This window comes from Mycolicibacterium obuense (assembly GCF_055397605.1).
In genome coordinates this window covers 1,016,472-1,043,059 of the sequence record NZ_AP043663.1, presented here as the reverse complement: position 1 = coordinate 1,043,059, position 26,588 = coordinate 1,016,472, and the positions used below count along the sequence as shown (strand labels likewise).

Below are 26,588 nucleotides of genomic sequence, written 5' to 3'. Positions count from 1 at the left end.
CGGGAGATTCCATGACCTCCACCGTCGACGCGCCGGCACGCCGGACTGCGCCGCCGCAAATCACCGCCGGGCTGCTCGTCACGCTGGCGCTGCTGTCGGCCGTCGCTCCGTTCGCCACCGACCTCTACCTGCCCGCCTTCCCGCAGATGGTCGACGACCTGCACACGTCCCCGACGAATGTGCAACTCACACTCACCGCGTTCCTCCTCGGCCTGGCAGCAGGGCAGTTGGTGTTCGGGCCGCTCTCGGATCGCTACGGTCGGGTCAAGCCGCTGGTGTTCGGGGCCGCGGTGTGCGTGCTCGCCAGCGTCGTCGCCGTGGTCGCCCCCACGATCGAGGTGCTGGTCGCGGCCCGGCTCGCACAGGGGCTCACGGGCGCAGCGGGCATGGTGATCGGCCGGGCGATCATCTCGGACCTGGCCACCGGAAGAGCCGCGGCACGGGCGTTCAGCCTGATGATGATCGTCGGCGGCGTCGCTCCGATCGCCGCGCCGCTGGCGGGTGGCTTCCTGGTGCAACCGTTGGGCTGGCGCGGCGCGCTGGCCGTCATCCTGGCCCTCGTCGTGGCCATGCTCGTCGCCGCGCTGGTCGTGATCCGCGAAACCCACACCGAGGAACGTCGCGCCACGCTGCGCGCGAACAGGGCCACCGAGGGCTCGCCGCTGCGGGATCTGGCCCGCCGCGAATACCTGGGCCATCTGGTCACTTTCGGCTTCGCGTTCGCGGTGATGATGGGCTACATCTCGGCGTCGCCGTTCGTCTACCAGACGATGATGGGCCTCAGCTCGGCGCAGTACGGGGCGATGTTCGGGGTCAACGCCTGCGGGCTGCTTGCGATGAGCGCGGCGAGTGCGCGGCTGGCCGCGCGCGTCGAGCCGCGCCGGTTGGCCGGCGTCGGCCTCGCGATCATCGTGACGGCCAGCATCGCGGTGCTGACGCTCGCTGTATCCGGCGTCCCCGCGGGTTGGCTCGCGTTGCCGCTGTTCTTCTCCGTCGCGGGCATGGGTCTGGTCTTCGGCAACACCACGGCGCTGGCGTTGTCCGCCGCGCCGAGGGCGGCAGGCACCGCGTCGGCGCTGCTCGGTGCCACACAGTTCGGGCTCGCGGCCGTGGTGTCGCCGCTCGTCGGTCTCGGCGGTGAGCACACCGCGACGCCGCTGGGTATCGCGATGGTGTGCGCCGCAACGGTGGCCGTCCTGGGCTTCGCCGCCGCCCGCCGGTAGCGATTTCGGCGTGCTCATCGTCGCTGAGCGACGACGAACACGCCGAAATCGCGGGTGGATAACAACCCGGTCACCGCCCCGCGTGCCCCCGAGCTCTGCGCCTGCGTCGCGAATAGGTTCGCGCGCGTGATCTCTTTGGGCCAGCGGTTCCGGCGCATCGCCGTCGCGGCGCTGCTCGCCGCCACCGCACTGACCGTCACCCCGCAGGCGCACGCGTTCTCCCGCGAGGGCTTGCCCATCGAACAGCTCGATGTGCCGTCGCCGTCGATGGGCCGCACGATCCGCGTCGAATTCCAGGGCGGGGGCCCGCATTCGGTGCTGCTGCTCGACGGCCTGCGTGCGCAGGACGACTTCAACGGCTGGGACATCAACACCGCCGCGTTCGAGTGGTTCCACGAGTCCGGGGTGTCAGTGATCATGCCGGTCGGCGGGCAGTCCAGCTTCTACGCCGATTGGTACCGGCCCGCCAAGAACCGCAACGGCGTGCTGACCTACAAGTGGGAGACGTTCCTGACCAACGAGCTGCCGACGTGGCTCGCCGCCAACCGTGGGCAGGACCCGTTCGGCAATGCCGTTGTGGGCCTGTCGATGTCGGGCGGTGCGGCGTTGACGATGGCCGCCTACTACCCGCGCCAGTTCAAGTTCGCGGCTTCCCTGTCGGGCTATCTGGCTCCCTCGCAGAAGTTCTGGCCGCCACTCATCGACATCGCGATGCAGGACGCGGGCGGTTTCGATTCCTTCGACATGTGGGGGCCGTCGGGCTCACCGGCCTGGAAGCGGGCCGATCCGATGCTCAACATCAACCGGCTCGTCGCCAACCGCACCGCGCTGTGGATCTACTGCGGCAACGGCGTCGCCTCCGACCTGGACACCGGCACGGATCTGGGCATCAACCTCAGTGCGGGTTCGTTGGAGACGATCACGATCGCGACCAACAAGGAGTTCCGCGACAAGTACATCGCCGCGGGCGGACGCAACGCGGTCTTCAACTTCCCACCCAACGGCACCCACAGCTGGGGGTACTGGGGTGCGCAACTACAGCAGATGAAACCCGACATCGTCCGGCTGCTGGCGCCACCACCACCTCCGCCGCCGCCGGCGCCACTGCCTCTCCCCCAACAGCCCCCGGCGGCACCGGCGCCGCGCTGATCACTTCAGGTGCGGGTCCAGCAGGGTCGACCACGCGTTGTCGAGCTGGTTCCATTCGTCGGCGCAGCCGTCGGCTCGGCCTTCCGGCAGCTGGCCGGACGTCACGAGATCGGCACCGGCCTCAGGGTCCGCGCCGTAGATCCAGCACTGCAGGTTGAACATCCGCGTCTCGTCGAGTGAATGCACATCCGCGAAGTCGGCAGCGCCGAGTTGCTCGCGTTCAGCGCCCGAGGCCTCGAAGGTGCTGGCGAAATCCTTGACAGCCTTGACGGATTCGGGGTCGGGTTTGCCGTCGTCACCGGGCTGCAGCAGGACGAACGCCGCGAGTTGGTCGGCGACGTCTTCTTCCCGGCCGGTGATCGGCAGATCGTAGATGCTGATCGCCATGTGGCCGACCTCGTGGTAGAACGTCGCGTACTCGGAGTTGACGGCTGCCGCCGTCGGGTCGGGATCGCCCAGCGCGGCGAACACCTTCTTGGCCGAATCCGCGTCCTCGTAACACAGCGTGATGCTGTCGGCTCCGGCGTCCCAGAACGCATTCGGCTCGTCACACTGGGCGCCGCGCAGGGTGATGTCGTGCGGCAGATACAGGGACTCGTTGATGTCGGCGGCGAGGTCGTCGAGCACCGTGTTGTCCTGGAGCAGCGCGCGTCCGGCCGCCGCGTCGGGCGTCGTCGCGTCCTCGTAGGTGACGATCATCGTGCCGTCACCCGGTGCGCCTTCTGCGCCCTCAGCTTCCCCGTTCGCCTGCGGGTCCTGCGGCGCACCCGAGGCTTTCGCAGCCGGAGGCGCCGATGACGGGAACGGGGCCGGACTGCTGCTGCACCCCGCGACGAGTCCGACAGTCAACACCACGATCCCCCATACGCGCATGGTGCATACCGTCGCATACGGGCGGGCCCGCCGAGGCCGGTTACCGCAAACACCTCAGCCGGCGCGCACCAGTTCGAAGATCGGGATGATGCGGTCGGTCCGCTTCTCGTAGTCGCCGAATCCGGGCGCCTGCTCGACCACCCGAGGGTAGAGGCGGTCGCGTTCCTCGCGCGGTAGCTCACGGGCCCGCACCGGCCGCGGCGGATCGGAGCCGATCTCGACCTGAGCGTCCGGATGCGCGCGAATGTTGAACGCCCATGCGGGATCTGAGTCCCGGCCCGCCGCGGACCCGACGATGTAGATGGCATCGTCGAACTCGAAATAGGCAACCGGGTTCACCCGTTGCTCACCGCTCTTGGCGCCGGTCGAGGTCAACAGCAGCAGCGGGAAGCCTTCGAACTGGCCGCCCACCTTGCCGCCGTTGGCCCGGAATTCGTCGATGTTGCGCTGATTGAAGTCGCGCTCTCCGCTCATCTCATCGGCCATGCCCCGATCGTATGGCGGCGCGCGCCGCGCCGGACGAGGATGGCGAGCATGGATCACGTCACTTTCATCCCGACCGCCGACCAGATGGCCTATACGTTCGGCGGCGCGGCGCCGGTCTTGAGGATCACGCCGCCGACGGTGCTGACGCTGTGGACCGAGGACGCCTACGGGGGCCGGATCACCAGCGCCGCGGATGTCGCGACCACCGCGTTGGACACCGAGGATCTCAACCCGCAGACCGGGCCGTTCTGGATCGAGGGCGCCGAACCCGGTGACACTCTCGTCGTCCATCTGGTCGACCTGACGCCCGCGCGCACGTGGGGCGCGTCCACGCTGATTCCGTTCTTCGGCGGGCTGACCAGCGTTCCGGTCAGCCCGACGCTGCAGGACCCGCTGCCCGAACGCACCTACATCTACGAGTACGACTCCGCGGCCGACACGGTCGCATTCTCCGCGCACGGCAGCGACTTCGAGCTCGCGCTGCCGGCCAACCCGATGCTCGGCACGGTCGGTGTCGCACCCGCTCGCCGGGAGGTGCGGACGTCGCTGGTGCCCGACGTATTCGGCGGCAACATGGACACCCCGGAGATGAGGGCGGGTGCGACCTGTTATCTGCGGGTCAACGTGCCCGGCGCCCTGTTCTCCCTGGGCGACGGTCACTATCGGCAGGGCGAGGGCGAGTCGTGCGGCACCGCGGTCGAGGGTGCGATGAACGTGACCGCGATCGTCGGGCTGGTTAAGGGTGGTGGGCCGGCGTGGCCGCGGATCGAGTCCGACACGCATCTGATGTGTGTGGGCTCGGGTCGCCCGCTGGAGGAGGCGTGGCGGGCCGGCCAGGTGGAGATGATCACGTGGCTGGGTGAGCTGTACGGACTGGACCGTCTCGACGCCTACCAGCTGCTGACCCAGATCTCGCTCGCACCGATCGCCAACGTCGTCGACACGAACTACAGTTCGGTCACCAAGGTCGACAAGCGACTGCTGCCCGCTGCTGCCGCTTTCGGCGGCGTGCATCAGGAGATGCGTTCAGCGGCAAGGGCATTCGGAACCATCACGTACTAGAGGAGGATGCGCATGGATCTCGGGCTGGCGGGAAAGCGCTTCGCGGTCACCGGCGGAACCCGTGGCATCGGCCGCGCGGTCGTGGAGGGCCTGATCGCTGAGGGTGCCACCGTGGCCTATTGCGCGCGGACACCGGAGGCTGTCACCGACGCGCAGAAGGAACTGGGCTCGAATGCCAGAGGTTCCGCGGTCGACGTGGGCGATACGGCGGCGTTGACCGCGTGGGTGGATGCGACGGCCAAGGCGTTCGGTGGACTCGACGGGGTGGTCGCGAATGTCAGCGCGCTGGCGATCCCGGAGTCACCGGAGAATTGGCGGACGACGTTCGAGGTCGACCTGATGGGCACGATCGGTCTCGTCGACGCGGCGCTGCCTCACCTGCTCGCCGGCGAATCCGGTTGCATCGTCACGATTTCCAGCGTGTCGGGTCGCGAGGTGGATTTCGCGGCCGGGCCGTACGGGACGATGAAGGCGGCGATCATCCACTACACACAGGGCCTCGCCTACAAGCTGGCCGCCCAGGGCGTGCGCGCCAACACCGTCAGCCCGGGCAACACGTACTTCCCCGGCGGCGTGTGGCCGACGATCGAGACCGAGAACCCCGAATTGTTCGCCGAGGCGCTCGCGCTGAACCCGACCGGCCGGATGGCCACACCGCAGGAAGTCGCCAACGCGGTGGTGTTCCTGAGCAGCTCAGCCGCCAGCTTCATCACCGGCACCAATCTCGTGGTCGACGGAGCGCTGACGCGCGGGGTGCAGTTCTGACCCCGCGCAGCAGCCCCGGTCAGTCAGGCTGATCAGCACCGTCGAGCTTAAAGCCGACCTTCAACGCCACCTGAAAATGGGCAACAGCACCGTCCGCGAGATGACCGCGGATGGTGGTCACCTCGAACCAGTCGAGGCCGTGCAGCGTCTCTGAAGCCCTTGCGATGGCGTTGGTGATCGCGTCATCGATGCCCGTCGACGAGGTGCCGACGATCTCGACGACCCGATAGATGTTGTCGCTCATGCAAACCCTTTCAACGACGAAGTTGTCCACGACCACTGTGGTGTCCCGGAGATCTGTGCGCACCCCATCGGCGCACGGTGATTTCACCCCAGTCCGCGCAACAGCACCGCCAGCCCGAACTCGAACGCGTCGTCGGCGCGCTGCGGTTTCGGCGAGCCGGTCTCCAGCGCGGCGGCCAGTTCCGGCCCGACTTCGGCGCGATGGCGCCACGGCTGGTCGGGGGCGGCGACGTCGAGCGCGGAACCGAGCACGTAGGAGTCCACCAGCGTGATCGAGCGCAGGGTGTCGGCGGGATCGAAGCCGGCCCGGGTGAGCGTGGCCGCCAGCGCGTTGTACATCGTGATCGCCTGCGGGCTGTTCACCGCGTACTCGGTGAGCAGCGGGATCAGCTGGGGGTAGCGGGCGAAGCTGCGGCGGTAGGAGCGCGCGATGTCGGCGACCACGTCCCGCCACGGCCGCTCGGGATCGTCGAGGGGTAGTTCGACATCCGACATCGCCCGTTCCCGTAGGAGTTCGACGACGTCGTCGCGGCCGCTGACGTGGTTGTAGAGCGAGGACGGCTGCACCCTCAGCTTGCGCGCCAGGCCCGCGATGGTGAATCCGCCGGTGCTGATCACCAACTCCAGGGCGGCCTCGGCGATGCGCTCGGTCGAGAGCAGAGGCGTCCTGGGTCGGCCCACGTTCGCGCTCCCCTCTTGCACGGTTGGGTGAGTCAGTTCACAATAAACGAACTTCATTCGTTTTAGGAGTCCGATGATCATTCTGGTAATCGCGTGAGCGCGACACTGTTCACCGGCGGCACGGTGTGGACGGGCGGCCATGCCCCTCAGGAGACCGACGCCGTCCTCGTCGTCGACGGCGTCGTCGCCGCCCTCGGCGACGACGCGAGAGCCCGCGCGGCCGAGGCGGAGACGGTCGATCTCGAGGGTGGCTTCCTGATGCCGTCCTTCGGCGACGGGCACGCCCATCCGCTCTACGGCGGCCTGGAAGCGGTCGGACCTGCCGTGCGGCCGTGCACCTCGGTCGACGAGATCGTGCTCGCCGTCAAGCAGTACGCCGAGGACAATCCCGACGAGGAGTGGATCGTCGGCGCCTCCTATGACGGCAGCCTCGCCCCCGGTGGGTTGTTCGATGCGCGGTGGCTCGACGCGGCTGTGCCGGATCGGCCAGTGGTGCTGCGCGCATGGGATTACCACACGGTGTGGTGCAACAGCGCCGCCCTGCAACGCGCGGGTATCACCGCCGACACCCCCGACCCGGTGCTCGGCGAGATCCCGCACCGCGAGGACGGATCCGTGCTCGGGACGCTGCGCGAATGGGGCGCAACGGATCTCGTGATGAACGTGATGCCCGCCCGCGACGAGGAGCTCCGCATCGGGGCGCTCGGCACCGCCGCGGACTACTACCTCGCCCGCGGTGTGACGTGGGTGCAGGACGCCTGGGTCGAGCCGGCTGATGTCGCGACCTATGTCGAGGCGGCCCGCCGCGGCGCCCTGCGGATGCGGTTCAACCTCGCGCTCTACGGCGATCCTCGCCACTTCGACAGCCAGGTCGCCCAGTTCGCCGAGCAGCAGCGCATGGTCGCCGAGGCCGCGAACCCGTTGCTCACCGCCAACACCGTGAAGTTCTTCGCCGACGGAGTGGTGGAGAACGAGACGGGCGCTCTGCTGCAGCCGTACTGCTCGGGCCTGCACTCCCACGAGAACCGCGGAATGCGGAACTGGGAGGGCGACTCGCTGGCCGAGGCCGCCCGCCGCGCCGACGAGCTCGGTCTGCAGATCCACATCCACGCGATCGGCGATGCGGCGGTGCGGCAGGCACTCGATGCCATCGAACACGTTGTGGCACAGAATGGCCCGCGTGATCGACGGCCGGTGATCGCTCATTGCCAGCTTATCGACGATGCCGATCTGGCCCGGTTCGCCGCACTCGGGGTGATCCCGAACATGCAGCCGCTGTGGGCACAGCTGGACGCGCTGATGACGGTCCTCACGGTGCCACGGTTGGGCACCGAACGTGCGGACCGCCAGTACCCGATCCGCACGCTGGACACCTCAGGCGCACCGCTGGGTTTCGGCTCGGACTGGCCGGTGTCCTCCGGCGCGCCGCTGGACGGCATCGCCGTCGCCACATCGCGACGCACCTCCGGGGGTGAGCCGGAGGGCGGCTGGACGCCACACGAGATCCTGCCGGTGGAGCGGGCGCTGTCGGCGTATACCGCCGGCGTTGCGAATCAGGCGTTCGCCGATAACGATTGGGGCGTTATCGCCCCGGCGGCCAGCGCCGACCTGGTATGGCTGGATCGCGACCCACGGGCCGTGCCGCCGCTGGATCTCCCCGGTGTCGGTGTCCGCGCCACCTACCTGCGCGGCGCACCGGCCTACCGCGCCGAGAACGAAAGAGAGCTGACATGAGCACAGATTCGGGCGCGTTCCTCGCCGACCCCCATGAGGGTCATCTGAAACGAGCACTGGGCCTGCCGTCGCTGGTGCTGTTCGGTCTCGTGTACATGGTGCCGCTGACGGTGTTCACCACCTACGGAATCGTCACCGAGACCTCCGGCGGCCGGGTGCCGACGTCGTACGTGGTGACCACCATCGCGATGGTGTTCACGGCGCTGTCGTACGCCCGGATGGCCGGCGCGATCCCCGTCGCCGGTTCTGCCTACACGTACACGCAGAGGACCTTCGGCGCTCCGGTCGGCTTCCTCGCCGGTTGGTCGCTGCTGCTCGATTACCTGTTCCTGCCGATGCTGAACTACCTGGTGATCGGGCTGTATCTGAACGCCGCCGTCCCCGCACTTCCCGCGTGGGTGATCGTGCTCGTCTCCATCGCGATCGTCACCGTGCTCAACATCGTCGGCATCGTGTCGGTCGCGCGGGCCAACTTCTTGATCATCGCGATCCAGGCGATTTTCATCGTGGTGTTCATCGCGCTGGCGCTGTCGAAGATCTCCGGCTACGGCACCGTCGATCTGATGGCACCCTTCACCGGCGACGGCAGCGCGGGCGGCATGAGCCCGGTCCTGGCCGGCGCCGCGATCCTGTGCCTGTCGTTCCTGGGTTTCGACGCCGTGTCGACGCTGTCCGAAGAAGCCCGTGACGCCAAACGCACCGTGCCGCAGGCGATCATGATCGCCACGGTCGTCTCGGGCATCATCTTCATCGTGCTGTCGTACGTGTCGCAGCTGGTGTTCCCGTCCAACCAGTTCGAATCCGTCGATACCGGCTCGACCGACGTGATGATCGCCGCGGGCGGGTCGTTCGCCAACGTGTTCTTCACCGCCGCCTACGTCGCCGGTGCGCTCGGCTCGGCGCTGACCTCGCAGGCGTCGGTCGCGCGCATCCTGTTCGCGATGGGCCGCGACGGCATCCTGCCGCGCAAGGTGTTCGGACATGTCTCGCTGAAGTTCAGCACCCCGGTGTACGCGATCATCACGGTCAGCGTCATCTCGCTGCTGGCGCTGGTGATCGATCTCGCGATCCTGGCGTCGGTGGTCAGCTTCGGCGCGCTGGTGGCGTTCTCGGTGGTCAACCTGTCGGTGATCAAGCACTACTTCGTCGATCAGCGCCAGCGCAACGTCGTGCTCAACGTGGTGCTGCCCGGCATCGGTTTCCTGCTGACGGTGTGGCTGTGGACGAGCCTGTCCGGGGAGGCCCTGACCATCGGGTTGATCTGGCTGGCCGTCGGTGTCGTCTGGCTCGCTGTGGTCACGCGAGGCTTCCAGCGGCCCACCCCGGTGCTGGATCTGGACGAGACGGCATCACTCACCGAGAGCGACCGGGCGCGCTGACTCCGCGCTGTACTGCGACCACGAGCCGGGGAACAGCGCGGCCGCCACTCCGGTCGAGGCGAGGGCGGCGACGACGACGGCCGCGGTGACCCCGGAGCCGCAGTACACCGCGGGCTGTGCACCGACGGAGCCGAACTGTGAGGTCAGGTCGTCGCGTAGCGTCCCGTCCTCGCCGAGCAGGCTGGTACTGGGAATGTTTCGCGCGCCGGGGATGTGACCGGCCACCGGGTCGACGGGTTCGGTGTCGCCGCGGAAGCGTTCGGGGGCGCGGGCATCGATCAGTACCGATGCCGCGGTCGCCTCGTCGGCCGTCACCGTCGGCAGCGCACCGGTGTACAGGTCGTCGTGGGCCACTGTGACGTCGCCGGGCTCGACGGACTCTGTGCCCGAACGCAGTTCGCCACGCCAGGCGGCCAGACCGCCGTCGAGAATGCGGACGTCCGGGATGCCCGCCGCCGTCAGCACCCACCAGGCCCGCGCCGAGCCGGCGCGGTTCCAGTCGTCGTAGACCACCACCGGAACTCCGGTCCGCACGCCCCAGCGGCGCGCAGCCGCCTGCACCGAGGCACCTGACGGCAGCGGGTGCCTGCCGCGGCCGGCGACGCTGTGGTCGGACAGTTCCTCGTCGAGGGACACGTACACCGCGCCCGGCAGATGCCCCCGCTGATAGGCCGCGGTCCCATCCGGTTCGGGCAGCGACCACCGGACGTCGAGCAGCGTCACGGGTTCGGCGCGCTCGAGCATCCCGGCCAGTTCGTCGGCGGTGATGAAGACCTGGCTCATCGCTGCGCCGCCAGCGCCAGCACCTCGTCGGCCGACGGCGGGCTCGACGGGTGGAACGACAGGCACCACGGTTCGACGACGCGGTGGAACGACTCCCCCTCGGTGGCCACGTAGAAATTGCCTGCCCGCAGCCGGCTGATGTCGTCGACGAGTCCGCCCTTGGCTCTGGCCATTTCGCGGGCCGTCTCGATCTGCGCCGGCGCGTTGAGCAGCCCGTAGAACTGCGTGGCCGCGTTGCCGGGGATGTTCAGGTTGAGCCCCTTCGGCGCCTGCGTGGCGAACACCAGCCCCAGACCGTACTTGCGGGCCTGCGACGAGAGAGCCAGCGTGCTGCGCGTGCACGCGGTGAAACCCCGTGCGGGAGCGAAGTTCTGCGCCTCGTCCATGACGAGCAGACCGCCCAGCGGCCGGTCCCCGGCGGGGTTGCGTTTGATCCACGCGAACAGCGCCATCTGCAGTTGGTTGACGAAGCTCTGCCGCTGCTCGTCGGACGGCAGCCCGATCATGCTGATCACCGACACCCGCGCGCGGTAGCCGTCCGAGGGGGTCAGCAGAACCCCGGGGTCGACGGGGGTACCCGCGCCGCCGAACAGCGGGTCGTTGACCATCGCGGCACGCAGATTCTCGGAGAGGTCGCCGGCGATCTCGTGTGCGTCGGCCATGTTGCTGACGTCCTCGGGCAGGTCGGCCAGCAACCGGACGAACCCGGCCAGCGTCGGCTCGGCCGTCCTGCCGTAGTGCTGCAACGCTTCTCGCAGCACCGCTCGCGCGCGGGTGGCCTTCTGCGTCTTGCCGGTGATCAGTGCTTGAGGTTCCAGCGCCGAGCACGCCGCTTCGACGGCTTCGTAGAACTCGTCGTGGTCGTCGACGACGCTGGCGAAGTCGGGCAGCGGTTGGAAGGACAGCGGGCGGCCGTTGGTGCGTCTCGGCGTCCAGACCGTGACCTCGGTGGAGCGCAGGTAGTCCTCGGCGCGGTCGTCGTCGGCGCGCTGCCAGCCGTCGGGCTTCTGGGGCCATTCGGTCCCGAGCCGGGAGAGATCGTTGTTGGGGTCCAGCACGATCGAGGACACGCCGCGTAGCGCGCACTCCTCGACCAGCCGCCGGATCAGGACCGTCTTGCCCGAGCCCGATCCGGCGAAGATCGCGACGTGCTTGCGCAGCGCCGACATCGGGATCGTCACAGGTTCTCCGCTGTGCAGGTCGCGACCGAGCGGCACCTCGTCGTCGGGGACGTCGGCACCCGGTGCCTCGTCCGCCGGCTCGGCCACAACATCACTGTCCGAAGCGAATTCGGGCCCGTCTTCAACCACACCGTCGCCGAGGGTTTCCGCGAGCAGCGTCATCCGGTGCGCAGGTCGGCGCGTCTGGAGCCACGCCGCCAGCCCGGGGTCGTCCTCGGCGAACAGGTCCCGCAGTGCGGCCATCGTGCGCACATCGTCCTCGGACACCGGCACGGTCGCGCCGCCCCATGCGTGGAACGCCGCGATCTCTTCGGCGGTCTTCTTCCCGGTGGGCCACGGCGTGTTGCGGATCAGGTACAGCTGGCGCCGGCCCGCCCCCGGTCCGAAACCTGCTGCGGTGATGGCTTTTCGGACCCGACTCAGCGCGGCGCTGGCGTTGTCGGCCGCGACGGCGCGAAACGCCCAGTGCCGTTCGTCCTCGGTGGCGCTGTCCAGTGTCTCGCGCAGCCGGGCGTGCAGCGTGACATGCGTGCCGGGCGGCGGGTCGCAGGCGAAGGTCTGCTCGCCGTCGCGCTCGGCGATCCACGCGGTCAGCGCGGCGCCGAGCAGCTCTGGCATCGTGATGTCCTCACCGTCGGACGCGATCGCCGCCGCGGGCACCGCGCGCCTGCGGTATTCGGCGAAGCGCCGATCGAGGACTGCAGACTCCTGACCGGAGTCGTTGTCCGGCAAATGTTCCCACGTAACGTCATCGCCCGCCAGGTGGTGCAGTTCGACGACGTCGCCGTGCTTGAGGCATTCGCGGACGTGGGTGTCGGCGCGGATCAGCAGCTGCCGCGGCGTGTAGGACGGCGCCTCGTCGAAGGCCTCGGGCGCGATCGGCCAGCTGGGGTACGGCGGCGTGAACCCGACCGCGCGGTAGCTCGTGGTGAAGCGACGCTCGAGGATCGCGCGCCCGATGTCGGCGGTGGGTAGCGGCGTGAGCACGCCGGTGACCCGGAAGCGGTCGGCCACACTGGCTGTCGCGGTGTCCCGGATGTGCTCCCACACCGCGGGCAGGCACGCCACGACCGGCACGGTGCGCCGCATGGTCTGCCGCACCGCCATCAACCCGTGGGCGACCTGTTCGAGCACCCGATCGTCCCCGTGGTCGTCGGAGGCGGATTGGCCTGTGGCGGCTAATGATTGCGCGATCAGCGTGTCGATCTGGTCGACGGCCAGCACCGCCGGGCCCGCCAGCGCCACCAGCCGAGCGATGTCGCGCACGCACTCCTGGGCCGAGCCCGGCGCCGCCCGCAGTCCCCAGGGGCCGCGCTCCTCGGCGGTGAATTCCTCACTGCCCTGCAGGAAGCCTTCGCCGACGTCGTGGGCCATGAAGTCGTTGGACGCCACCAGCACCAGTGCGCGCAGCGCCTGATGGCATTGCCGCACCGTCTCTTTCGCCGACGGCTGCTTGGCCAGCGCCATCACGAAGCGGTACAGTGTCTCGGCGTCCAGGTCGTCGTCACCGACCAGCGCGCGCCGGTCCGCGCGCGAGACGTGCGCCAGCGATGCCAGCTCCCACAGCACGTCCTTGAGCTGGGTCTCCAGCCGATGCCCTGGCCTGCCCAGGCTCTCCAGCACGCCGCTGCGCACCGATTCCCAGAAGCTGGCCGCATCGAGCAGTTCGACGACGAAGAAGAAGCCGCCGTCGGCCTGCACGCGTTCCCGGATCTGGCCCAGCAGATGGGTCTTGCCGGAGCCGGCGGGTCCGCGGATCACCACGCCCAGAGGGCTGGATTCGGGGTCTGCCCGGGCGTCGCCGAAGGCCGCCGTCACGTCGTCGACCGCGGCGTCGTTGAGCCCGCTGACATGGGTGGCGGCCTGAGGGCGCCACAGGTCGTCGCTGGTCGGCGCCCAGGTGAGGCGCAGCGCGGTCAGCGCTTCCCGCTGCGAAACGTCCATCAGGCCTCGATCGCGATCAGGTGTTTGGGGCGGTCACCGATGAGCACGGCGGCGGCGCGGTCCTCGTCGGTCAGCTGTTTCTGGTTCTCCTCGGGGATCACGCTCACCCCCGGGGTGCGATGCAGCGTGGCCAGCGCGGCGTCGACGGCGTCGCGTGGCGCGTCGAGCTCGGCGCGCAGCCGGCGCAGCGGCACCCAGCCACCCGGCCGTGGCGCCAACTCGGTATAGACCGCGCGGATACGGTCCTCGACGCTGGGCGTATCCGGGGGCGCCGCCGTCTCGCCGAACACGTCGGCCAGGCTCAGGTGCGCGGTCTCGAGGTAGCGTCCCAACCCTGCGAGGATCGTCTGCAGCGCCTTCGCCGGTCCGGTGGCCCGCGCTGGTGGCGGCGCGTCGAGCAGTTCGCGGCACAGTCGCCAGCCCCGGTCGGTCAGCTCGTGGACGTACCGGTTGCCGACACGCTCGGAATCGATCAACCCCAACCGGTTCAATTTCTCGCGGCCCGGTTTGTCCAGCGCGGGGCCCAGGGCCGCCAGCTCGGAGTTCGGCACGGGCCGGGCCCGCGCCATCAGTACCAGCAGCACTGCGCGTTCGGTGCCCGTCAGCTCCCCCGGCGTTGCAGTCACCCTGCCAACTTAACGGGCTACGGCAGGATGGCTCTCGGCATGGTTGACCCCGAAGGCACCCCGGAGACGTCGCGACGCCGCCACATCGTGCGGCTCGCGCTGTTCGTCGCGGTCTTGGGCGTGCTGTTCTACCTGACCGCGATACGCCAGGTCATCGACGTCGCCGAGGTACGCACGTTCATCGAGTCGGCCGGCCCGCTGGCGCCGCTGGTCTACGTCGCGGTGTCCTCGGTCCTGGGCGCGGTGCTGGTGCCCGGGCCGCTGTTGGCCGGCGGCAGTGGTTTCCTGTTCGGCCCGGTGCTGGGCACGTTCGTCACGTTGGGTGCCACTGTCGGCTCGGCGGTGTTGACGTCGGTGGCGGGGCGGCGCGCCGGCCGGGACAGTGCCCACGCGCTGCTGGGGCCCGAACGCTCGGCGCGGGTGGACGCGCTGATCCGCCGCGGCGGACTGTGGGCCGTGGTCGGGCAGCGCTTCGTGCCGGGCATCAACGACGCGCTGGCGTCCTACACGTTCGGCGCCTTCGGAGTCCCGGTGTGGCAGATGGCGGCCGGCGCGGTGATCGGTTCGGCGCCCAAGGCGTTCGCCTACACGGCGCTGGGCTCGACGCTCGGCTCGTTCTCGGCGCCGCTGCTGATCGCGGCGATCGTGGTGTGGTGCCTGACGGCAGGCGCCGGAGCGTATGCCGCCCATCGTGGGTGGCGGGCGTGGCGGTCCAAGCCGTGATCGTCCTGACCGACGAGTTCCGCCACGCGCTCGACCGGCTCGCCGACGGCGGGCACGTGTTCCTCACCGGTAAGGCCGGCACCGGTAAGTCGACGCTGATCCGCCGCTTCCTGGCCGACACCGATCGCAGCGTCGTGGTGGTGGCACCGACGGGGATCGCCGCGCTGAACGTCGACGGCTACACCATCCACCGGCTGTTCGGGTTCCGGGCGACGACGACGCTGGCCGACGTGCGCGGTGGCGACTACCGGCCCGGCCGTTTCACCAAGACGCTGGCCTCGTTGCAGACGTTGATCATCGACGAGGCGTCGATGGTGCGTGCCGATGTCTTCGACATGATCGCCGCGGCGCTGTCCCGGTTCGGTCCTGCGCCGGGCACGCCGTTCGGCGGCGTGCAGATCGTGCTCGTCGGTGACCTGTATCAGCTGCCGCCGGTGGTCACCGAACACGAGACCGGCTTCTTCGAGAGCACCTACGAGACGCCCTACTTCTTCTCCGCGCACTCGTTCCGTCGCGACGACTTCCCGACCGTCTCGCTGACCACGGTCTTCCGTCAGCTCGGCGACGACCGGATGACGGCCATCCTGAACGAGATTCGCGAGGGTGTGCTCCTCGGACACGCCCAGGATCAGCTGAACGCCCGCGCCGACAAGGACTTCGTACCGCCCGACGACGAGTTCTGGCTGACGCTGGCGCCCACCAACCGTCTGGTGACCGCCCGTAACCGCCAGCAGCTCGAGCGCCTTCCTGGTTACGAATTCGTTCATCAGGCAAGGATTTCCGGCGATCTGAGCCTGTTCGACCCACCCGTCGAGGAGACGCTGCGCTTCAAGGTCGGCGCCCAGATCATGATGCTGAACAACGACCAGGGCAATCGCTGGGTCAATGGCAGCATCGGCCGTGTGGTCGGGGTCGGGTACGACCGCTACGGCGCCGTGGTCGAGGTCGAGTTCCCGGACGGCTCGTGCGCTGACGTCGCACCGTTCAGTTGGGAGGCCACCCGGCCGGTGCTCGACGGTGGATCGCTGAGCCGTGAGGTGATCGGGTCCTACACGCAGCTGCCGTTCAAGCTGGCGTGGGCGATCACGATCCACAAGAGTCAGGGTCAGACACTGGACCGGGTGGTCGTCGATCTGACCGGCGGCATGTTCTCCACCGGGCAGCTGTACGTGGCGCTGAGCCGCTGCACGTCGTTGGCCGGGCTGGTGCTGAAAAGGCCTGTGCTGCCCAAGGATCTGAAGACCGATCGGCGGATCGCGCGGTTTCTCCGGGGCGGCGACGATAGCGCAGGGCCGCGCCGGTTCTGCGCGTTCGGGATGCTGACGGTGGGTGACGAGGGCCGGATGTCGCGACCGCGGCCGGTGGAGCTCGCGGTCGCGTTCGACGACGGCACCGCGGTGTCGACGCTGATCAACCCGCAGCGCGATCTCGCCGATGCGCGGTCGGCGTACGGCATCACGGTGTCGGATGTGCTGCTGGCGCCGACGCTGCGGCAGGCGTGGGCGGTGATCGCTCCGATGCTCGCCGGGTTCACCCCGGTCGGTTCGGGGGTCGACGAGCAGCTGGGGCTGGTCGATTTCGAGCTCAAGCGTCTCGGCTACGTCACCGCGATGCCGCTCGGAATCGAGGTGCGGGGCACGCGCGTCACGGGACGCACCGCGCTGGAACGGGCGGAGGCGGCGCTGGCGGCTCGCCGGGATGCGGCGAGCACGAAGGGGGCGACGGCGTTCGACGAGCCCGATGCGGTCGAGTCGGCGGGGCTGCTGGTCAGCAGGGATGCGGCGGCGCCGACGCCGGCGGCCGAGCATCTGCCGGGGTTGTCGGCGCTGTTGCGGATCAGCCGGGACGTTGGGACGGTGCTGCTGGGCGGGCAGCCGGGGCCGGGTGCGGCATCCACGTGGGCCCCGGCCGCGCGGCAGACGGTGGCCGATCAGTTGCGCCGCGCGGCGTCGGAGGTTCGCCTGCCGGCCGACGTCCGCGCCCGGCTACGGGTCGCCTCGGAGCTTCTCGGCGTCGACCTCGTCGCGGACATCGCGGAGGGCGCCGACGAACCCGACATCGGCGCCGTGCTCGCAGCCGGGGCGCGGATCTGCTTTACCGGGACCGCACAGGATCCGGCGGGTCGCATCGTGGAGCGTCCGGAGATGGAGGCGTTGGCCGAGGACGCGGGGCTGGTGCCGGTGAAGACGGTGTCGAAGACGCGGTGCGACGTGCTCGTCACGGCGGAGGCCGGTACGCAGTCGGGCAAGGCGCGCAAGGCCGCCGAGTACGGCAAGCCGGTGTTCCATGCCCAGGAGTTCTTCGCCTGGCTCGCCACCCGTTGACCGGGGGCACAATGGCGAGCGTGCCTGTTTCCGCCGCTTTCGCGTCCGACAACGCCGCACCCGCGCACCCGGCCGTCCTGGAGGCGCTGACCCGCGCCAACACCGGGCCGGTGCCGTCGTACGGCGACGATGACATCACCGCGCAGGCGGCCGCCGCGCTGCGGGAGGCGTTCGACTCGCCCGATGCCGAGGTCCTCTACGCCTACACAGGCACCGCGGCGAACATCATCGCGCTCTCGTCGGCGGTGCAGCCGTGGCACGAGATCCTCTGCAGCGACATCGCGCACGTGCTGATCGATGAGGCGGGCGGCCCGGTGCGGCTCTCCGGCGCGCAGTTGACGTGGCTGCCCAGCGCGGACGGCATCATCGGGATCGACGAGTTGGATCGCCGGGTGAGCAGCCGCGATCCGGTGCATCATTCGCAGCCACGCATCGTGACGATCACACAGTCCACCGAGAACGGCCGCGTCTGGTCGGCGCCCGTCATCAAGGAGTTCGTCGATCACGCGCACGATCTCGGCCTTCTGGTGCACGTCGACGGGGCGCGGGTGGCCAATGCTGTTGCCGCGCAGCAGGTCGCGCCGATCGACGCGGTCGGCGACGCGGACATCGTGACGGTCGGCGGGACCAAGAACGGCTTGATGTTCGGCGACGCGATCCTGGTGCGCAGACCCGAGCACTTCCCCGGCATCGGCTTCGTGCAGAAGCAGATCGGCCATCTGGCCAGTAAGCACCGGTATGTGGCGGCACAGTTCCTGGCGCTGCTGTCCGACGATCTGTGGCTGCGTGGTGCCGGGCATGCCAATTCGATGGCGAGTGCGCTCGGTCGGGGGCTCGAGGGGCTCGGCTTCAGCTTGGCCTCGCCGGTCGAGGCGAACGAGGTGTTCGTGCGGCTCGATCCCCTAGCGATCGAACGGCTGTCGCAGTCCTATCAGGTGCACCAGCCTGATCACGGGGAGCCGGTCTGGCGGCTGGTGTGTTCATGGGCGACGACGCAGGACGAGGTCGACGACGTGCTGGCGACGCTGGGCTGAAGCAACCTTCCCGCCGGCCCACCCCGAGCGACTTTGTCGGCGGATACCGAGCCCACCTCATCAATCACCGACACTGTCGCTGAGGGTGGTCCACGACCATTCTCACTCCGGAAAGCCCGACGCGTAGTTCTCCTTGACGACGTCGAGGTGCACCCAGCTCTCGACGGCGGTGACCCCCGGCAGCCCCCGGATCTCGTCGACGACATCGACCAGCTGAGCGGCCGAGAACGCCCGCACCGTCGCGAGCACATCGCATCGACCGACCACCCGCGCGACGAAGATCGCCGCAGGCATCGCACGAAACGCGGCGATCACCGGCTCGGCCGGACCGGCCAGCCGTATCCCCAGACCCAACGCGCTTTGGCGGTCCTGGCCCGAATGACGCACCACCGCACCGACACGCACCACGTTGTTGGCCACCAGCCGCACCACCCGCCGTCGGGCGCCGGCCGCCGAAAGCCCGACCGCGGCAGCCAAATCGACGTACGACGCACGCCCGTCGTCCTGCAGCGCGCGCAGCAACCGGCGGTCCGTGTCGTCGATCGTCACGCCGACCTCTCCGACCGGACCGATGACGTCACGTATCACCTCGACATACGACAGCGTGTCCACGCCGACGACGTCGGGCAGACCGCGCACCTCGCCGATGGCGCGATCGATCTCGGCCATCGAACGGGCCCGAAGTTCAGCGACGATCCCGTGGGCCCCGCTGGTCAACGACAGGAAAGCCACATCGCTGCGCATGGCCAGCGTCCGCGCAATCGGCGCGGACCGGCCCGCCACGACGATGCCGAGGTGCGCCAGCGCGCCACGGCCGAGCACCGCGGGATGGACGACGCCGCGCACGACGACCTGCCTCGAACTGAGCAATCGGTGCACCCGCGTGGCCGCTGCTGAACGGGACAGACCGACGGCCGCGGCGATCTCGTGATGCGTCAATCGGCCGTCGTGTTCGAGCAAACCGACGATCGCACCGTCCACCTCGTCCAAGATTTTTCCGCCTCACCCCGTGCGCACATGGTGCGCTGTGATCGCCCGATTGTGCCATCAAACGACGGTTCTGACCCTTCACAGCGGCATTTCACGACGCCTGCGCGGGACCACGTGAGCGATGCGATTGCGGACCGGCGCGGCCGGTTCTAGCGTTGTTGCGGTGACCTCCGCCACCGGTCGCGCCGCTCCACCGAAGGCCACCGAGGTCGAGGTCCGCGGCGTCGAGCCCATTCCCGATGACGAACGCACCGCCGGTCCGCTCGATCTGTTTCGGCTGATCTTCGGCGGCGCCAACACCATCGCCACCGTGGTGCTGGGCACCTTCCCGATCATCTTCGGGCTGTCGTTCCGCGACGCCCTGCTCGCGACCCTGGCGGGGCTGCTGCTGGGCGCGGCGATCCTCGCGCCGATGTCGCTGTTCGGGCCGCGCAACGGCACCAACAACGCGGTGTCGTCGTCGGCCCACCTGGGCGTGCACGGCCGCGTCGTCGGCTCGTTCCTGTCGCTGCTGACGGCGGTGGCGTTCTTCTCGATCTCGGTGTGGACATCGGGAGACGTGCTCGTCGGCGGCGCCCACCGCGCGATCGGACTACCGGACAACGACATCGCCGTCGGTGTCGCATATGGCGTGTTCGCGCTCCTGGTCCTGGTCGTGTGCATCTACGGGTTCCGATTCATGTTGCTGGTCAACAAGATCGCCGTCATCGCCGCCACCGTGCTGTTCCTGGCGGGCATCTTCGCCTTCGGTGGCACCTTCGATGCGGGCTACGCCGGCACGGTGACCGCGGGCGATCCGCTGTACTGGCCGTCGTTCGTCGGCGCGGCGTTGATCGTGATGTCGAACCCGGTGAGCTTCGGCGCGTTCCTGGGCGACTGGGCCCGCTACATCCCGCGCGACACCCCCTCGTGGCAGCCGATGCTCGCTGCGTTCGGCGCGCAACTCGCCACCCTGGTGCCGTTCCTCTTCGGACTCGTCACCGCGACCGTCGTCGCCACCACCGCACCCGAATTCATCGATGGCGGTGACTATGTCGGCGGTCTGCTGGCGGTGTCCCCGGGGTGGTACTTCGTCCCTGTGTGTCTGATCGCGTTGATCGGCGGCATGTCGACGGGCACCACCGCGCTCTACGGGACGGGGCTGGACTTCTCGAGCGTGTTCCCGCGCTTCAGCCGGGTACAGGCCACCGTGTTCATCGGAACGCTGGCGATCGTGTTCATCTTCGTCGGACGCTTCGCGTTCAACGTGGTGCAGAGCATCTCGGCGTTCGCGGTGCTGATCGTCACGTGTACGGCGCCGTGGATGGTGGTGATGATGTTGGGCTGGTTCACCCGTCGCGGGTGGTACGACTCGGATGCGCTGCAGGTGTTCAACCGGCGTCAGCGCGGCGGCCGCTACTGGTTCAGCCACGGTTGGAACTGGCGTGGACTCGGCGCCTGGCTGGTCGCGGCGGCGCTGTCGATCTGCTTCGTCAATTCGCCCGGCCAGTTCGTCGGCCCGCTGGGAGATCTCGCCGCCGGGATCGATCTGAGCATCCCCGTCGGCCTCGGGCTGGCAGCAGTCATGTATCCGCTTGCGCTGCGGCTGTTTCCAGAACCCGCAGACGTTTTCGGCCCACAGGGCCCCCGGCTCGTGCCCGCCGGGCCGGCCGCCAACACCCCTATCGTCTCGGAGGACTGAATCATGCCTGTCGGACCCGTCGATGCGTCTGTCACCCCCCGCTATGCCGGGCCGGCGACGTTCGCGAAAGTGCCTCGGCTCGACCAGGTGACGTGCGCCGACATCGTCGTCGCCGGTGTGCCGTTCGACTCCGGGGTGTCCTACCGCCCCGGCGCCCGGTTCGGCCCCACCTACGTGCGTGAGGCGTCGCGTCTCCTGCGGCCCTACCACCCGGCGATGGACGTGTCCCCGTTCGAGCTCGTGCAGGTCGCCGATGCCGGAGACATCTCGGTGAATCCGTTCAACATCGACGAGGCGATCGAGACGATCGAGGGTGCGGCCGCCCAGCTGACTGCCGACGAGACCAGGCTGGTGACCATCGGCGGCGACCACACCATCGCGCTGCCCCTGCTGAGGGCCGCCGCAGCCAAGCACGGGCCCGTCGCGCTGGTGCATTTCGACGCCCATCTCGACACCTGGGACACCTACTTCGGCGCGGCCTACACCCACGGCACCCCGTTCCGGCGTGCCGTCGAGGAGGGCATCCTCGACACCGAGGCGCTGTGCCACGTGGGCACCCGGGGCCCGTTGTACGGCAAGAAGGACCTCGACGACGACCGCCGGTTCGGCTTCGGGATCGTCACGTCGGCTGACGTGTACTACCAGGGGGTGCGGGAGGTCATCGACCGGCTGCGCACCCGGGTGGGCACGCGACCGGTCTACGTGTCGATCGACATCGACGTCCTCGATCCCGCCCACGCACCGGGCACCGGCACGCCGGAAGCCGGCGGTATCACCAGCCGCGAGCTGCTGGAGATCCTGCGCGGGTTCCGCGGGCTGAACCTCGTGGGCGCCGACGTGGTGGAGGTCGCACCCGCCTACGACCACGCCGAGATGACTGGCGTGGCCGCCGCGCACGTCGCCTACGACCTGGTGTCGCTGCTGGCGCTGGGAGCGCAGGGCTGAGCGTTCAGCTGGCGCGTTTGCGTTCGCGCTTGACGCGGTAGAGGTCGCCGTCCGCGCGCGCGATCAGGGCCTCCAGGGTCCGCGCATCCAGCGGCTGGCCCACCGCGATCCCGGCGCTGACCTGGACCGGGCCGCCGGCGGCCAGCCGCTGTGCCAGCGCGAGAGCGCTGGTGTCATCGTGGCCAGCGACGACCACGACGAACTCGTCGCCGCCCAGTCGCCCGACGACAGCTTGGTCAGGCAGCTGCCCTCTCCAGTCCCGCACGAGCTGCGCCAGCACCCGATCCCCCGCGGCATGGCCCGCGCTGTCGTTGAGCACCTTGAAGTCGTCGATGTCGAGTGCGATGACCGCCAGCGACTCCGCACGACGCGCCGCCCGGGACATCAACTCCGACGCCCGCCGCTCCAGACCGGTGCGGTTCCACGCCCCGGTCAGCGGGTCGCGCAGCGCCGCGTCGTACAGCGCGGCGAGCAGCACCCCGACGATCTCGGCCCCGGCGAGGATGCACACCGCGAACATTCCGCACCACTGGACGGGGACGTCGGCGGGCGCCACCACCAGCGCCACACCTGCCGCGACGGCGATTGCCGTCGCCACCACTCGGGCTGTGGCAGGTCGATGCCACGCCCGGACAAAGATCGCGCTGAACATCAACGGAACCACCGCCCAGACCTGCGCCGCGTCCACGTCGTGGAAGAGCATGGCCGCCACGGGGACTGCACACAGGCACGTCACCGCCAGCCCGTAGCGAAGCCTGCCCAGCGGAGCCCGGGCCGCCAGTGCAAGCCCCACCACGCACAGGGCCACTGAAATGATCTCGCCGCGTACGGAACTCATGCCCCACGCGCTGGCGACGGAGCTCAGGTAGAGAACGAGGAGCACGCCGAGGTAGCCCAGCAGCATGCGGCGCTGCAGACCCGCGGCGAAGTCCATGACCGTCCCCTTTCTTCGTCCATCCTGTCCCATGCGGTAGGCTCGTGACACGTCGGCCGCGTCGTTTCGCAGCCGATGCGTCGTGAAACGCTCGTCATCGACAGTGGCGCCGGCACCGTTGCCAGGCCGCCCCGCCCGATGGCCCGTGGACCCACACAGCTCGTGTCACGGCGATCGATAGTGCCCACCGGCACTCTCGCCACCCTGTGTTGAGGACCGCGCCCCATACTGCGCCGGCTCGGCACACCAATGCCTGAAAGGCACTCGAAAGTTGAACAGCGACAAGACCTTCGCCGATCTCGGTGTGTCCCAACCCCTGATCGACGCGCTCTCCTCGCGCGGCATCTCCGCGCCGTTCCCCATCCAGCAGGAAACGCTGCCCGACACCTTGGCCGGCCGTGACGTGCTGGGCCGCGGCAAGACCGGCAGCGGCAAGACGCTCGCCTTCTCGCTGCCGCTGGTCAGCCGGCTGGCCGGCACCAAGCGTCGCCCGTCGCGTCCGTCGGGCCTGGTGCTTGCGCCGACGCGTGAATTGGCCACCCAGATCTCGGCGACACTCGCACCGTTGGCCGCTGTGCACGACCTCACAGTGACCACGATTTTCGGAGGTGTGTCACAGCACCGCCAGGTCGTGGCGCTCAAGGCCGGTGTCGACATCGTCGTGGCCTGCCCGGGCCGTCTCGAGGACCTGATGAAGCAGAAGCTGGTCAGCCTCGACAGCGTGGCCGTCACCGTCATCGACGAGGCCGACCACATGGCCGATCTGGGCTTCCTGCCCGGCGTCACCCGCATCCTCGCCGCCACCCCGGCCGACGGGCAGCGGCTGCTGTTCTCCGCCACGCTGGACAACGGCGTCGACAAACTGGTGAAGCGCTTCCTGCGCAACGAGGTACTGCATTCGGTCGACAGCCCGGAATCGCACGTGCCGGCGATGACGCACCACGTCTTCCACGTCGCTGGCCCGCAGGACAAGAAAGATCTGGTGCACCGGCTGGCCTCGGGCACCGGGCGTCGCATCCTGTTCATGCGGACCAAGCATCACGCCCGCAAGATGGCCAAGCAGCTCACCGAGGCGGGCATTCCGTCAGTTGATCTGCACGGCAACCTTTCTCAGCCGGCACGCGATCGCAACCTGGCCGCATTCAGTTCCGGTGAGGTCCGGGTGCTGGTGGCCACCGACATCGCCGCCCGCGGCGTGCACGTCGACGACATCGAACTCGTGGTGCACATCGATCCACCCGCCGAGCACAAGGCGTACCTGCACCGCTCCGGCCGCACCGCGCGCGCCGGCAGCGCCGGTGACGTGGTGACGGTGGTCCTGCCCGAACAGCGCAGGGAGACACAGGCTTTGCTGCGTCGTGCCGGCATCCAGGTGGCCCCCCAGCAGGTGACCGCCACGTCCGAAGCGGTGGAGAAGGTCGCCGGCGAAGTCGCGCCGTACCGGGCCCCGGTCGAGCGGGTGGTCGCGACGTCGCGTCCCGCAGCACCGGCCGGCGCACCGCGCCGCTCGCCCAGCTCGTCGCGTCGGCGCTCGCGCCGTCCCTCGGGTGCCGGGGGCCGCACGCACCAGCGCTGAGCCGCGTAGGCCGTATCCCTACGCACGCTCGGCGACGCAAACGTGGTGACACCCCTCTTGACGTGCACGTCAGCGGTCTGCACGATGACTCCTGCAGGCGCACCGTCAACAGGGGGGTCCGGTGGGCGCTCAGTCACCAGCAGCGGCAGCCGCACAGCGCATTCTCGCCGGCTGGCCAGAACACGTCCGCGCCGCCGACATCGACGCGCTGAGCGGTTTGTCCGCTGACGAGGCACGGCCACTCGTCGACCAGTTGTTCGCGCGGATGCCGTCCGGCCCGCTGGGCGCCACGGAGGCTGCCCGGCTCCGTGCGCTCATCGACGTCGTCACCGCGGTCGGTGTGGTGCCCACGGTCGACCAGGTTCGCGAGCTGACGGCGCGCTACCCGACCGGCGCAGGTGCGGAGTCGGTAGCGACGCAACTCCAGATCCTCGAACGGATGGCGCTGCAGCCCCTGCCGATGGACCTCACCGTGCTCGGGCGACAGATCGGCGTCCCGAATACCGTGGTATTCGAGAACCCCGCCTTCGACACGCCGCTCGGTGCCGACTTCCGGGACCTCATCAGCGAGGAGATCGACGCCCCGGAACCCCCGGAGCCCGTGGCGGCTGATCCGCCGCCGCCGGAATCGCCACCGCCCAGCGATCGCTTCGTCAACGCCGAGATCGAGGACCACGACCTGAGCCTCCCTCTCGATGTGGGCGCGTCGTATTCGGTGGCTTTCGACATCAGCAACGTGCAGCAGGTGCTGACCACCTCGAGTCCGCTGATCGTGGTGTTCGCTGACACCGACGAGCCGTTCCGTGAACTCACCGTTCAGGTCGCGTCGGACGATTTCGAGATCCTGGGGCAGGCCCAACGTCCGTTGCAACTGCCCAGGACAGGTCCGTCGCGCGGCAAGGCTCGCTTCGACGTGTCACCCCGTCGAGAGGGCGTCGCCACGCTCACCGCAACGGTGAGTTACGAAGGCAACTTCCTCACGCAGCTGCAATTGCACTGCCCCGTCGGGACTCCGGGCCAGTTCACGGCGACGACCGAAGGACGTCCTGCCGCGTCGGCGACGGTGCTCAAGTCGCGCGACGTCGGCCTGGTGATCCGCCCCGACGGCAACGGATACCTCTGCAGTGCCATGCGGCCGTTCACCTTCGATGCACCGATGCCGCTGACCGTCGACGCGCTCGCCGCGGCGGCCGGCGACGCCCGCGCCGAACTGGCGGCCGTCGTCAAGGACGTGTACGGCGGGAGCCAGATGTTCCTGGAGCACATCGACATTCCCGAGGATGTGGAACGACAGGCGTTGAAGCGGCTGGCTCGGGCGGGCCGGCTGCTCTACCGTCAACTGTTCCGGCCCGCCGGCGGCGGTGAGGACCTCCGGTCGATCGGTGACTGGTTGACCCGGCACGTCGCGGAACCGAATGTGATGCTCACGGTGCAGATCTCGGCGCGCCAGGTGCCCGTACCGTGGTCGATGCTCTACCTCGGGGACATCGACGACGACGGCGCGCTGAGTTGGGACAAGTTCCTGGGCATGCGACACATCGTGGAACTATTGCCTTTTCAGCGAATGCCCGCCGACGACGATCCGGAGATCGACAGCCTGCCTGATCTCACGCTGGGGCTCAACATCAATCCGGTCGTCAGCGACGCCGCGATCGATCAAGTGGCCGAGCATCAACGGCGATGCGCCGACCTCGCGGCGTCTCGGCAGAACGTCGCCGTCGTCACGCGCTCTGATCGCGCCGCGGTGGTCAGCGCTCTGGCCGCAGAGTCCACTCCCGACAAGGTGACGTACTTCTACTGCCACGCGAAGACGAACGACGCGGACCCCCAACAGTCGGCCATCATCATGGGCTCGCAGATCGACCGCTCGACCTTCGCCACGCTCGCGGACCTCACGAACGACGCACCCGACGACATCCCGCTCGCCGGTCGTCCCCTGATCGTGCTCAACGCCTGCGAATCCGCGGACCTCTCGCCCCGCTTCTACGACGGCTTCGTGCCGTACTTCCTGTCCAAGGGTGCGCGCGGAGTCATCGGCACCGAGTGCTCGACACCGGTGCTGTTCGCGATCCAGTGGGCGGAGAAGTTCCTCGAACGCCTCCTCGACGGGGCCCAGATCGGCCAGGCGCTGCGCGACGTGCGCCTGGAGTTCCTGCAGCACAACAACAATCCGCTCGGGCTGCTGTACTCCGCGCACTGTGATGTCACCACCCAGATCACCCCGCCGGTCGCTGTGGCCCAGAACTGACAGG

22 protein-coding genes are annotated in these 26,588 nt (G+C 69.1%); 13 read left to right on the top strand and 9 right to left on the bottom strand.

What is annotated here, in order from left to right; genetic code table 11:
- The first annotated feature begins 11 nt into the window (after positions 1 to 11).
- Positions 12 to 1,223, top strand: coding sequence for a multidrug effflux MFS transporter (locus ACZ50N_RS04985; RefSeq protein WP_464474813.1), 1,212 nt, complete (start codon positions 12 to 14; stop codon positions 1,221 to 1,223).
- Between the two features lie 156 nt (positions 1,224 to 1,379).
- Positions 1,380 to 2,372: an esterase family protein gene (locus tag ACZ50N_RS04980; protein WP_236694398.1), complete on the top strand. Its 993-nt coding sequence runs from the start codon at positions 1,380 to 1,382 to the stop codon at positions 2,370 to 2,372.
- On the opposite strand, the gene ACZ50N_RS04975 is transcribed toward ACZ50N_RS04980, so the two are convergent.
- Entirely contained in the window at positions 2,373 to 3,245 is an 873-nt protein-coding gene (locus tag ACZ50N_RS04975; RefSeq protein WP_464474812.1) for a DUF4344 domain-containing metallopeptidase, read from the bottom strand.
- A gap of 54 nt (positions 3,246 to 3,299) precedes the next feature.
- Positions 3,300 to 3,731: a nitroreductase family deazaflavin-dependent oxidoreductase gene (locus ACZ50N_RS04970; RefSeq protein WP_048424762.1), complete on the bottom strand. Its 432-nt coding sequence runs from the start codon at positions 3,729 to 3,731 to the stop codon at positions 3,300 to 3,302.
- 48 nt (positions 3,732 to 3,779) lie between these two features.
- On the opposite strand from ACZ50N_RS04970, the gene ACZ50N_RS04965 reads away from it, so the two are divergent.
- Together ACZ50N_RS04965 and ACZ50N_RS04960 are read left to right on the top strand one after the other, a co-directional pair.
- Positions 3,780 to 4,793 (top strand): acetamidase/formamidase family protein, encoded by a 1,014-nt coding sequence (locus ACZ50N_RS04965; RefSeq protein ID WP_464474811.1) that lies wholly within the window; start codon positions 3,780 to 3,782, stop codon positions 4,791 to 4,793.
- 12 nt (positions 4,794 to 4,805) lie between these two features.
- Positions 4,806 to 5,558: an SDR family NAD(P)-dependent oxidoreductase gene (locus ACZ50N_RS04960; protein WP_464474810.1), complete on the top strand. Its 753-nt coding sequence runs from the start codon at positions 4,806 to 4,808 to the stop codon at positions 5,556 to 5,558.
- 19 nt (positions 5,559 to 5,577) lie between these two features.
- On the opposite strand, the gene ACZ50N_RS04955 is transcribed toward ACZ50N_RS04960, so the two are convergent.
- Positions 5,578 to 5,802 (bottom strand): dodecin, encoded by a 225-nt coding sequence (locus ACZ50N_RS04955; RefSeq protein WP_464474809.1) that lies wholly within the window; start codon positions 5,800 to 5,802, stop codon positions 5,578 to 5,580.
- 83 nt (positions 5,803 to 5,885) lie between these two features.
- Complete coding sequence (locus ACZ50N_RS04950) at positions 5,886 to 6,482, bottom strand: TetR/AcrR family transcriptional regulator (protein ID WP_133413635.1); 597 nt, start codon at positions 6,480 to 6,482, stop codon at positions 5,886 to 5,888.
- 93 nt (positions 6,483 to 6,575) lie between these two features.
- Here ACZ50N_RS04950 and ACZ50N_RS04945 point away from each other — a divergent pair, with 93 nt between their 5' ends.
- Complete coding sequence (locus ACZ50N_RS04945; protein WP_046361042.1) at positions 6,576 to 8,216, top strand: amidohydrolase; 1,641 nt, start codon at positions 6,576 to 6,578, stop codon at positions 8,214 to 8,216.
- Positions 8,213 to 9,595: an APC family permease gene (locus tag ACZ50N_RS04940; RefSeq protein ID WP_464474808.1), complete on the top strand. Its 1,383-nt coding sequence runs from the start codon at positions 8,213 to 8,215 to the stop codon at positions 9,593 to 9,595. Before ACZ50N_RS04945 ends, ACZ50N_RS04940 begins: the two co-directional genes overlap by 4 nt.
- Here ACZ50N_RS04940 and ACZ50N_RS04935 read toward each other — a convergent pair.
- Genes ACZ50N_RS04935 through ACZ50N_RS04925 form a run of 3 tightly spaced genes read right to left on the bottom strand, consistent with a single transcriptional unit; the run spans position 9,566 to position 14,129 of the window.
- Positions 9,566 to 10,378, bottom strand: coding sequence for a sulfurtransferase (locus tag ACZ50N_RS04935; protein ID WP_464474807.1), 813 nt, complete (start codon positions 10,376 to 10,378; stop codon positions 9,566 to 9,568). The genes ACZ50N_RS04940 and ACZ50N_RS04935 overlap by 30 nt on opposite strands.
- A complete protein-coding gene (locus ACZ50N_RS04930) occupies positions 10,375 to 13,503 on the bottom strand; it encodes a helicase HerA domain-containing protein (RefSeq protein ID WP_464474806.1) in 3,129 nt (1,042 codons plus the stop codon). The genes ACZ50N_RS04935 and ACZ50N_RS04930 overlap by 4 nt, the downstream gene beginning before the upstream one ends.
- Complete coding sequence (locus ACZ50N_RS04925) at positions 13,503 to 14,129, bottom strand: hypothetical protein (protein WP_046361038.1); 627 nt, start codon at positions 14,127 to 14,129, stop codon at positions 13,503 to 13,505. Before ACZ50N_RS04925 ends, ACZ50N_RS04930 begins: the two co-directional genes overlap by 1 nt.
- A 39-nt stretch (positions 14,130 to 14,168) precedes the next feature.
- On the opposite strand from ACZ50N_RS04925, the gene ACZ50N_RS04920 reads away from it, so the two are divergent.
- The 3 genes from ACZ50N_RS04920 to ACZ50N_RS04910 are packed head-to-tail and all read left to right on the top strand — an operon-like array spanning position 14,169 to position 18,210.
- Positions 14,169 to 14,852, top strand: coding sequence for a TVP38/TMEM64 family protein (locus ACZ50N_RS04920; protein WP_048425055.1), 684 nt, complete (start codon positions 14,169 to 14,171; stop codon positions 14,850 to 14,852).
- Positions 14,834 to 17,176, top strand: a complete 2,343-nt coding sequence (locus tag ACZ50N_RS04915) for an AAA family ATPase (protein ID WP_464474805.1) — start codon at positions 14,834 to 14,836, stop codon at positions 17,174 to 17,176. The genes ACZ50N_RS04920 and ACZ50N_RS04915 overlap by 19 nt, the downstream gene beginning before the upstream one ends.
- Positions 17,177 to 17,187: 11 nt before the next feature.
- Positions 17,188 to 18,210, top strand: a complete 1,023-nt coding sequence (locus ACZ50N_RS04910; RefSeq protein WP_464474804.1) for a threonine aldolase family protein — start codon at positions 17,188 to 17,190, stop codon at positions 18,208 to 18,210.
- 102 nt (positions 18,211 to 18,312) lie between these two features.
- On the opposite strand, the gene ACZ50N_RS04905 is transcribed toward ACZ50N_RS04910, so the two are convergent.
- Positions 18,313 to 19,191 (bottom strand): Lrp/AsnC family transcriptional regulator, encoded by an 879-nt coding sequence (locus ACZ50N_RS04905; protein WP_464475593.1) that lies wholly within the window; start codon positions 19,189 to 19,191, stop codon positions 18,313 to 18,315.
- Between the two features lie 172 nt (positions 19,192 to 19,363).
- On the opposite strand from ACZ50N_RS04905, the gene ACZ50N_RS04900 reads away from it, so the two are divergent.
- On the top strand, positions 19,364 to 20,881 hold the full coding sequence (locus ACZ50N_RS04900) for a purine-cytosine permease family protein (protein WP_464474803.1): 1,518 nt from the start codon (positions 19,364 to 19,366) through the stop codon (positions 20,879 to 20,881).
- Positions 20,882 to 20,884: 3 nt separating this feature from the next.
- A complete protein-coding gene (speB, locus tag ACZ50N_RS04895) occupies positions 20,885 to 21,826 on the top strand; it encodes an agmatinase (protein ID WP_046361035.1) in 942 nt (313 codons plus the stop codon).
- Between the two features lie 4 nt (positions 21,827 to 21,830).
- On the opposite strand, the gene ACZ50N_RS04890 is transcribed toward speB, so the two are convergent.
- Positions 21,831 to 22,760 carry a GGDEF domain-containing protein gene (locus ACZ50N_RS04890; protein WP_464474802.1) on the bottom strand — a complete coding sequence of 310 codons (930 nt, stop codon included), beginning with the start codon at positions 22,758 to 22,760 and terminating at the stop codon, positions 21,831 to 21,833.
- Positions 22,761 to 23,031: 271 nt separating this feature from the next.
- On the opposite strand from ACZ50N_RS04890, the gene ACZ50N_RS04885 reads away from it, so the two are divergent.
- Positions 23,032 to 24,336: a DEAD/DEAH box helicase gene (locus ACZ50N_RS04885; protein ID WP_111511017.1), complete on the top strand. Its 1,305-nt coding sequence runs from the start codon at positions 23,032 to 23,034 to the stop codon at positions 24,334 to 24,336.
- A gap of 121 nt (positions 24,337 to 24,457) precedes the next feature.
- Entirely contained in the window at positions 24,458 to 26,584 is a 2,127-nt protein-coding gene (locus tag ACZ50N_RS04880; RefSeq protein ID WP_464474801.1) for a CHAT domain-containing protein, read from the top strand.
- Positions 26,585 to 26,588: the final 4 nt, after the last annotated feature.